Below are 6,502 nucleotides of genomic sequence, written 5' to 3'. Positions count from 1 at the left end.
TGAAGGTGCCGCGGATCTTGTTGACGACCAGGGTCGAGAGCGCCTCGCCCTCGACGTCCTCGGCAAGGATGAACAGCGGCTTGCCGGCCTGGATGACCTTCTCCAGCAGCGGCAGCAGGTCCGCGATCGCGGAGATCTTGCCCTGGTGCAGGAGGACGTAGGGGTCGTCGAGGACGGCCTCCATGCTCTCCGGGTCGGTGACGAAGTACGGCGAGAGGTAGCCCTTGTCGAACTGCATGCCCTCGGTGAACTCCAGCTCGGTGCCCATGGTGTTGGACTCCTCGACGGTGATCACGCCGTCCTTGCCGACCTTGTCGAAGGCCTCGGCGAGCAGGTCGCCGATGACCTCGTCGCGCGAGGAGACCGTGGCCACGGCGGCCATGTCCTCGCGGGTCTCGATCTCGCGGGCGGCCTCGAGGAGGGCCTCGCCCATCTTCGCGGCGGCGGCGTCCATGCCGCGCTTGAGGCCCATCGGGTTGGCGCCGGCGGCCACGGCGCGGAGGCCCTGGTGGACCATCGCCTGGGCCAGCACGGTCGCGGTGGTGGTGCCGTCACCCGCGACGTCGTTGGTCTTGGTCGCGACCTCCTTGGTGAGCTGGGCCCCGAGGTTCTCGAAGGGGTCGTCCAGCTCGATCTCGCGCGCGACCGTCACGCCGTCGTTGGTGATGGTGGGGGCGCCCCACTTCTTGTCCAGCACGACGTAGCGGCCCTTGGGGCCGAGGGTCACCTTGACGGCGTCCGCGAGCTTGTCGACACCGCGCTCGAGGGAGCGGCGGGCGTTCTCGTCGAACTCGAGGATCTTCGGCATTGCTCTCCTTAACGGGAAGGGGAATCTCCGACGCGGGCGGGGGAGCCTGCGAGCCCGCCCGAACGAAGGAGGAGATTGAGGAGGCCGGGGCACACCGCCGCGGAGCGACGGGGTGCCCCGGCCGTCTCGAAATCAGGAAACGATCGCCAGCACGTCGCGGGCGGACAGGATGAGGTACTCGGCACCGGCGTACTTGACCTCGGTGCCGCCGTACTTGCTGTAGATCACCTTGTCGCCGACGTTGACGTCGAGCGGGACGCGGTTGCCGTTGTCGTCGATGCGACCCGGGCCGATCGCCAGGACCTCGCCCTCCTGGGGCTTCTCCTTGGCGGTGTCGGGGATGACCAGGCCGGAAGCCGTGGTCTGCTCCGCGTCGAGCGGCTTGACGACGATGCGGTCCTCGAGGGGCTTGATGTTGACCGACACGATGTCGACCTCCACTTTCGTAACTGTCGGAACGGAACCCGGGCACGTGCCCGGGAAGTTCGAGCCTGCGGTGAGGTACGCCGTCGCGGGGGTCGTACCTCGGTGCAAGCGCTGGCACCCTCGGGGCGAGAGTGCCAGATCAGACGCTAGCACTCCCCTCGACCGAGTGCCAGAGGTGGGACCCGTTCCTGAGCTGTCGACCGGGGTCGGCGGAGGGTGGGCGGCCGACGGCTCACCCGCCCGTGACGGCTCGGCAGACGTAGTCGACGAAGGCGTCGTCCGGCAGCACCTGCGTCAGCGGAGCGTCGTCGTACGTCGTGGTGACGCCGTCGACGGTCGTGTGACCGGTGAACGTGCCGACCTCTCCCGGAGGCTCCACGAGCGTCCCCACCGCCCGGAAGATCGCGCGCCCGGTGCTCGACCGGATGTCCCAGGGCACGCCCTGGGTGATGATCGTGCGCGTCCTGTCGTCGCCCGGCACCGCGAACGGCTCGTCGAACCGGGTGATCGCGGAGATGGTGGCGGTCGCAGGTCCGGTGGGCATGGTGCTCAGGTAGTCGATGTCGTTGAGCCGGAAGTGGCGGTCGTAGTTGAGGTCGTCGTGGTCGTAGTACCGCGTCTGGTAGCGGTCCGAGACCGTCCGGGCGTAGACCGGCACGTCGCCGCAGGAGAAGTCGAAGGGCGCCCAGTCCGTCGCGACGTGGCGTTCCCCGGTGCAGACCGGCCCGGTGGTCCTCATCCGGCAGTCGAACGGCGCGAACGAGCTGTCCAGCGTGGTCGGCACGAGGAGTGACTGGTCGATCTCCGCCGGCGGGTCCGCGACGACCGGCGCGGTCAGGAGGAGCGGGGCAGCGAGCGCGAGCACGGCGGCGGGGCCGAAGGCGAGGGCGGTTCGTCGGTTCATCACGGGCTCCCTTCCGGGCGGACTGTTCACCCGGAAACAGTCGCGGGCCCCGGTTCCGGTTGACCTCAGTCGCCGATCCTCGTCCAGGTGCCCTCCAGCATCACGCTGGCCATCGGGTCGTCCGGGGTGCCGCGGAAGCCGCCGAGCAGGAGCCGGTTCCCGCGTATCCGCCAGCTGAGCGAGCCCACGCAGCCGCGGCACCCCGGGGCGGTGCTCGTGAGCTGGAGACGACCGTCGGGCGCATACTCCACGGTGCCGGCATCGCCCACCGACCACCCCGCGGGGTAGCGGCCGCTCAGGCTGTAGACCGTGCCGATGAAGCTGAGCGTGACAGGGAGACGGTCCGCGCGCCCGAAGTCGTCCGCCAGGAACGCGCGGTCGGCGCCGGCGCGGACGAACTGCTCGCGCGTGACGACCCTCCGCCACCCCGAGTCCGGGATCCGCGGGCCGGCGTACGTGCCCGCGGACGTGGACACCTCCGTCGGCCCCTTCGCCGGCTGCGGTGAGGCGGACCGGTCGGAACCTCCCAGCAGGGTCCCTGCGAAAACGGCTCCGACGACGACGGCGGCGGCCATCGCGGCCGCGATCGTCCCGGTCCGGGCCCGGTGCCGGCGACGCACCTCGACCAGCCGCTTCTCCCCCTCGGGCACGAACGCCCGGGCGTTGGCCTCCAGCCCGCGGCGCAGGCGGTCCTCAACCGGCATCCCCGCTCACCTCCTCCCCCAGGACCTCGGCGAGACGGTGACGGGCGCGGTGCAGGTGCTGCTTCACCGTCGACTCCGACACCTCGAGCACGCGAGCGATCTCCGCAACCGGCCGGTCCTCCCAGTAGTAGAGGACCACCGCCGCCCGCTGCATCGGCGCCAGCGCGGCCACCGCGCGAGCGACGTCGGGGTCAGGCAGGTCGTCGTAGCGCACGGCTGGCTGGCCCAGCCGCTCCTTGACCGGCCGCGCGGCTGCCCGCTGCACCTCTCGCACCGCGATCCGGATGGCCACCCGGCGTACCCAGGCATCGGGCGCCTCGTAGCGCGACACGGTGCGCCAGTGCCGGAGCATCCGGTAGAGCGCCTCCTGGGTGATGTCCTCGGCCAGGCAGCGGTCGTGGACGATGAGGAACACGGTGCGGCTGACCGGCGCGAAGCAGGCGCGGAAGTACCAGTCGTACTCCCTGTCCTGCGCCGTCCGCACCGTCGCCTCCGCTGGTCGTCCGCGTGCCGGTCCTGTCGGGTAACAGTCACGAGCACCGCTCCTGGTTGACAGGTCCCGACGAATCGATCGTCCGCGCTCCTGACCGAGCCCGGCAATGGTCCGGACGGGTGACCACACGACCGGCTGACCGGCACCCCGGGGCCGGGGTGGGCAGGCCGCTGGCAGGATGGCGGCCGTGGACCTCGAATCCTTCCGCTGGCTGCTCACCGACGACGGGCAGCGGCTGCTGGGACAGGCCACCCGGGCGTACGCCGACGCCGAGGGCGACCCGGTCCGCGCGGCCGCCGCCGTCCGTCGGATCGAGCCGGACGCCGACCGGGCCGCCGCCGCCCTGACCCAGGTCGGGCTGCGGTCCCGGGCGGTCCCGAAGTTCGGCGAGGAGGCGCTGCGGCTCTACTTCACCCCCGACGCGCTCGAGCAGGCGACCCGGCCGCGGGTGGCCGCGCACCGCGCCGCCCGGCTCGCGGCGGCGCAGCCGTCCAGCGTGCTCGACCTCGGCTGCGGCATCGGCGGCGACATGATCGCGTTCTCCCGCGCGGGCCTGACCGTTGCCGGCGTCGACCTCGACCCGGTGCGGGTCGCGGTGGCCGAGGCCAACCTCGCCGTGCTGGGGCTGGCCGGGGCGGTGCAGGTCGCCGACGGCACCGCCCTCGACCTCTCGCCGTTCGGCGCCGTCTACGCCGACCCGGCCCGCCGGAGCGCCCGGGGCCGGGTCTTCGACGCTGAGGGCTGGACCCCGCCGTGGCCGTTCGTCGAGCGGCTGCTCCGCGGCCGGTCCGTGGTCAAGGTGGCGCCCGGGATCCCGCACGAGCTGGTGCCCGAGGGCGTCGAGGCCGAGTGGGTGAGCGAGGGCGGCGACGTCAAGGAGGCGGCGCTGTGGTCGTCGTACCTCGCGACCTGCGAGCGCCGCGCCACCGTCATCGGCGAGGGCGGCCTGGCCACGCTCACCGAGGAGGACGACCCGTACGACGGCGCCGACCGGCCGGTGCGTCCGGTCGGGCAGTTCCTCTACGAGCCGGACGGTGCCGTGGTGCGTGCGCACCTGGTGACCGCGGTGGCGGCCGGGGTCCAGGGCGGGCTGCTGGACCCGCACATCGCGTGGGTGACCTCGGACGCGTCGTACCGCACGCCCTTCGCGAAGGGGTACCGCGTGCTCGAGGAGGTGCCGTTCCGCGAGAAGGCGCTCAAGGCGGCCCTGCGGCAGCGGCAGATCGGGCGGTTGACGATCAAGAAGCGCGGCGTGGACGTGGTGCCCGAGCAGCTGCGCAAGCGGCTGGAGCTGCACGGCGAGAACGAGTCGACGCTGGTGCTGACCCGGGTCGCCGGCCACGGCACGGCGTACCTCGTCCAGCCGTTCTAGGGCCCGTCAGCAGCCGGTCCGCGCCACCCCGCGCACGGTCACCGGCAGGTGGCCCGGAGCCGGGGCATTGCCGAGCAGGACGTCGACCAGCGCCCTCATCACGGCCGCGTTGTCGCCGTACGTCGCGATCTTGCTGCGGGCGATGCTGCGTCGCAGGACGTACGGCGTGTCCAGCGCGACCACGACCCGGCCGCGGGCCGCGGCACCACCGCGCGGGACCAGCACCACCTTCGAGCCGCTGCCGACGCGGAGCCCGGCGCGGCGGGCGGCCGCCTCCATCCGCGCGGCCTGGGCGCGCGGGCCGACGACCCTGATGCCCTCGGTCACCAGCCGGCCCGAGCAGCGGCCGTCCACGACCGTGACCGCGGCCCGGCTGAGCCGGGTGGCGGCCCGCTGCTGCGAGCCGGGAGCGGCGGGGGGCGCGTCCGCGGCCCGCTGGTGCAGCAGCATCGCGAGCATCCGGGTGGCCGCGGACTCGAGCCGGGCCCGTGGGACCGCCCCGCCGCGCACCGCGCGGACGACGGCCGTGCGGGCGGCCGTCGGGTCCGGGGGCATGAGCAGGACGTCGGCGCCGGCACGGAGCGCGGCCACCGCCCCCCTGCCGCCGGGGAGCTGCTTCTCGACGCCGTCCATCGCGAGCGAGTCGGTCACGACGACGCCGCGGAACCCGAGGTCGCGCCGCAGCAGCCCCGAGGTGACCTTGCGCGAGACCGAGGCCGGCCGACCGGGGTCGACCGCGCGGACGTCGATGTGTCCGGTCATCACCGCCGGCGCGCCGTCGGCGACCGCCTCCCGGAACGGGCGCAGGTCGACCCGGTCGAGCTGGGCGCGGGTCCGGCGCTGCACCGGCAGCGCGAGGTGGCTGTCGGTGGTGAGCGAGCCGTGGCCCGGGAAGTGCTTGAGCACCGGGACCACACCGGCGTCCTGGTAGCCCTGGGTCGCGGCGACCACGTGCCGGGTGACCAACCCCGGCCGGGAGCCGGCGCTGCGCGACCCGATGACCGGGTCGGACGGGCCGATCGTGACGTCGGCGTCGGGCGCGAAGACCAGGTCGAAGCCCATGCCGAGCAGCTCGGCACCGCTGCCCCGCGCGGCGGCCCGGGTCAGGTCGGCGTCGTCGGCGGCGCCGGCCGACATGAACGCCGGGAACCGGGTGGCCTCGCCGAGCACGCGGGCGACGGTGCCGCCCTCCTGGTCGACGCCGACCACCAGCGGGCGGCCGACCTCGCGGGCCAGGGTGCGGTTGGATCGGGTGATCTGGCGGGCCGAGTCGACGTTGTCGGAGAACACGATGACCCCGCCGAGGTGCAGCCGGCGGACCAGGCGCACCGGCGCCCTCGTGCCGTCGTACGACGCGACGATGACCTGTCCGGCGAGCTCCGGCAGCGACATCGCGCCGACCCGCCGAGCGGCGCGGGTGTACTCGCTCGCGGTGGGCAGCCCGCGCGGGTCGGCCGCGGGCGGGGCCGTCTCCCGCTTGGGTCGCAGCACCGGCCGGGGCGCGACCGGGTCGGTGACGGCGGAGAGCGGGTCCCGCAGCGGCACGGCGTACGGCGTCGGCTCCTGGCGCCCGACCAGGCGCAGGTCGCCCCACGCGCTGTCGTCGTCGCCCGCGGGAGCGCAGCCCGACAGCGCCAGCGCGCCGAGCGCGGCGGCGGTGACCAGCCGTACGGGAATCATGGGTCCCCATGTGAACACACGGCTGGTGACGGTCGACGCAGAACCCCCGATCGCGGCCGCGCGCACCTTGTAACGCGGTGTTCGTGTCGCTTCGCACGTGTTCGAACGCGTGCGA

General features: G+C 73.6%; 7 protein-coding genes. 1 reads left to right on the top strand and 6 read right to left on the bottom strand.

Annotation, left to right across the window (positions count from 1 at the left end):
- The 5 genes from groEL to EKO23_RS24155 form a co-directional block, all read right to left on the bottom strand.
- Positions 1 to 808, bottom strand: an 808-nt coding sequence (gene groEL, locus EKO23_RS24175) for a chaperonin GroEL (RefSeq protein WP_134721050.1), incomplete at its 3' end; no start/stop codon positions are given.
- Between the two features lie 132 nt (positions 809 to 940).
- The gene (gene groES, locus EKO23_RS24170) at positions 941 to 1,234 is read right to left on the bottom strand and encodes a co-chaperone GroES (protein WP_134721054.1); all 294 of its coding nucleotides are present in this window, start codon (positions 1,232 to 1,234) and stop codon (positions 941 to 943) included.
- A 232-nt stretch (positions 1,235 to 1,466) separates the two neighbouring features.
- Entirely contained in the window at positions 1,467 to 2,138 is a 672-nt protein-coding gene (locus EKO23_RS24165) for a hypothetical protein (RefSeq protein ID WP_134721048.1), read from the bottom strand.
- A gap of 65 nt (positions 2,139 to 2,203) precedes the next feature.
- On the bottom strand, positions 2,204 to 2,842 hold the full coding sequence (locus tag EKO23_RS24160; protein ID WP_134721046.1) for a hypothetical protein: 639 nt from the start codon (positions 2,840 to 2,842) through the stop codon (positions 2,204 to 2,206).
- Positions 2,832 to 3,326, bottom strand: a complete 495-nt coding sequence (locus EKO23_RS24155) for an RNA polymerase sigma factor (protein WP_167880636.1) — start codon at positions 3,324 to 3,326, stop codon at positions 2,832 to 2,834. Before EKO23_RS24155 ends, EKO23_RS24160 begins: the two co-directional genes overlap by 11 nt.
- A 196-nt stretch (positions 3,327 to 3,522) precedes the next feature.
- Between EKO23_RS24155 and EKO23_RS24150 the strand changes: the two genes are divergently transcribed.
- Entirely contained in the window at positions 3,523 to 4,707 is a 1,185-nt protein-coding gene (locus EKO23_RS24150; protein ID WP_134721042.1) for a class I SAM-dependent methyltransferase, read from the top strand.
- 6 nt (positions 4,708 to 4,713) lie between these two features.
- Here EKO23_RS24150 and EKO23_RS24145 read toward each other — a convergent pair whose 3' ends face one another.
- Positions 4,714 to 6,387 (bottom strand): glycoside hydrolase family 3 protein, encoded by a 1,674-nt coding sequence (locus EKO23_RS24145; protein WP_217702799.1) that lies wholly within the window; start codon positions 6,385 to 6,387, stop codon positions 4,714 to 4,716.
- Positions 6,388 to 6,502: the final 115 nt, after the last annotated feature.

Origin of the sequence: Nocardioides guangzhouensis, assembly GCF_004519545.1 — a bacterium.
GTDB classification, from domain to species: domain Bacteria; phylum Actinomycetota; class Actinomycetes; order Propionibacteriales; family Nocardioidaceae; genus Nocardioides; species Nocardioides guangzhouensis.
Note: the sequence above shows the minus strand (reverse complement) of the source record. Positions and strands in the feature narration are given on the sequence as shown.